Annotated in this window: 1 protein-coding gene; it reads right to left on the bottom strand. The window is 65.1% G+C overall.

The features are described from left to right. On the bottom strand, nt 1–2599 hold a 2599-nt coding region (locus ABT342_RS37965), incomplete at its 3' end, for a hypothetical protein (protein WP_351584150.1). Nucleotides 2600–2638: the final 39 nt, after the last annotated feature.

Genomic DNA, 2638 nt, shown 5'->3' on the forward strand with positions numbered 1-2638 from the left:
CACCCACCCCAGCACGAGGCACAACCCGCCCCCGCACCGGCAACCCCACCGGGAACTCCAACCACGCATCCGCCGTGCCAGGAGGAGCCTCAACAATAAGGACCCCATTCGGGTTCGTGCCCGCAAGGTAAGGCGTGGCGAAGAGCCGCATGCCCTCCGGAATCGGCTGCTGCGTCTTCGCCAACGCCTCGGCGAACGACTCCGCCAACTCCGGATCAATCGCCGCCGTCGGCTTACCCAGCCCCTCTGTAAACCTTCGTGCCACCTCCTGCGCACGCGCCGACGCGTCCGCAAGCGGCAACCGGGAACTCGCGGCCACGAACTCCCGCACCAACTTCACGAACTTCGCAGCATCCCAGTCAGCGAACCCGACCTCCCTCGCCAACTCCCGCGCAGCGTCCTCGAACTCCTTCCCACGCTTCACGGTGACACGCTCGGCCAGATGCGAAGCAACCACCTCCGCCGAGAAGCGGGCCTGACCAACATCCTTCACGACATTGCAGGAATTCAGCACCACCGAGAACGCGCGAGCCTTGGCACCTGCAGGACGACACGCCGCCTCCGCCTCGGCCCAGTCCAGCATGTCCCAGAACACTCGATCCGAGGCGATGAGTTCTGCGTAGTGCTTCGGGGACGTCGGCACCAGGTCGTTCTTGTGGCTGACAAGTGTCGGGGCGGCCATTGTCGGCGCGAACTCCACGGAGTTCGCATGGGACATCGCATACAGGATCACGTCACCCGCCCATGGCAGCGGCTGCGCCTCTCCGACATGCACCATCGCAGGCTGATCGGCCTGGGGTGTCCTGTTCGGGTTCTTCCAGCGGTAGCGCCACGTGCCGGCCTTGCCGGCATCGTGGTTGCGGCACCAAGCCTCTATGTGCCCCGTCGCGTTGGCGCGGACGGACAAGACGGCGGCATCCCCCCTGGACAACCTGCCGGTCCATCGGAAGAACTTGCTCATCCCCGCCGAGCCCACGTCCACCGTGGACTGCTCCCAGCTCTTGGCAAGCGCGATCGTCCGCCCGTCCCCCACATGCAAGTTGTTCACGCTGCTCGAGGCCAGCGCCAGCACCTTGGCCTTGATCTGGTCCAGACTCTCGTACTTCAGCGCCGACGGGTTGTACTCCGCCAGGATGTCGAACGACTCACTGACCCGACCATGCATGCGCCTCAGCTGGACGGACTGTACGTCCAGGCCGTGGGCCATGCTCGTGACATAGCGTTCTGCCGCTTCGAAGCCCTTGCGGTGCCCGATCTCAGCTGCCACCCAGGCCAACTGAGACAGCTCCGTCGGCGACAAGTGCTGGACGATCTCGGCCGTGGCGAGCTCCCCTACGACCGCCTTGATGTCGTCCGGCGTCACCTTGTCCGAGCTCAGTGCATCCCGCAGCCCCTCCTTGGCCTTGCGCTCCATCTCACCGAGATCACGACGGAAGCCGAGCACATCACTCACGATCCCCTGGACCAACTGGTCCCTGGTCAGTGCGGGTGTGATGTCCGACTGTTGGTCCTGCGCCTCCTCGGTGCCCGAGGGTTCCACCGAGGAGTCGGTGGCGGCTTCGGTCTTGGCGAAGTTGATGATCTGGTTGTGGTCGGCGCTCTTGAACGGCTGCTTGGCGACCACCGGCTTCAGGTTCAGCTCGCGCAGCGATTCGACCAGATCGTTCTTCAACGCCTGCGGATCCTGGCCCCTGCGGTGCAGCGTCCACGGCTTCACCTCGGTCAGCAACGCGGGCACGATCTTCCCGTCCGCCATCACATGCGTCTGCGTCGACAGGAACTGACCCGTGAACGGCCCCATACCGGACACCACACCCGACGGAGTCACCACACCCAGACCCGTCAGCTCCGCCAACTCCTGTGCCAACGTGCCATGTTCACCGCCGAGCTTCCCGCAACCCTCCAACACCAGATACTCGACGTCATACCGCTTCACCCTGTCCGTGCCCACGGTGAAGGTGAGGATTCCCTGCTGCTCGAGGTACGCCAGGAGCCCCTCGGCATTCGCCTCGGTGCCTTCGACCTCCATGCGTCCGCGAGTGCCGTGCCCCGCCACCACCACGGCGTTCTCAAGAACCGGAAGCGTCTCCACACCCTCACGGATCAACGCATCAGCGGCCAGATCCTTCACCGAGGGAAGGAAGAACCGCCCCTCGCCAAGAACCACCGGTTCCAGGGCCGGCCGCATCGTGATGTTCACGTCCCCTGTGTCATCACCGTTCACGACGTTGATCTTGAACCAAACGGCGTCGGCGTCCGGTACGGGTGTCTTCAGGCCTGCCTGAGTGGTCAGCTCGTCGGTCACGTACGCGCGCAACCTGTTCGTCGCCATGAGGCTGCGCATCACTGCTTGCACGTACGGGCGACCGGTCATGACACTCGCATGAACGGTCACGTCGATCACGGGGTGACGCTTGCTGTTCAGCTGGCGCCAGAGGATCTTCTGCGCCGCTTCCCGGGCGATCGACTTCAGCGCCGCATCGGATTCGGCAGACAGCTTGCCGGGATCCCCCACCCCCGCGAGGGTGAGGCCCTTGCCCGGCTCGACGCCTTGCAGGGTGGGAAGGGTGTCGGCCTCGACCCCCGGCTGGACCAGCACGATCCCGTCGCCACCCGTGTCACCCTCATCAGGGTCCGC

Origin of the sequence: Streptomyces sp. NPDC000410 (assembly GCF_040300305.1) — a bacterium.
Taxonomy (GTDB): Bacteria; Actinomycetota; Actinomycetes; order Streptomycetales; family Streptomycetaceae; genus Streptomyces.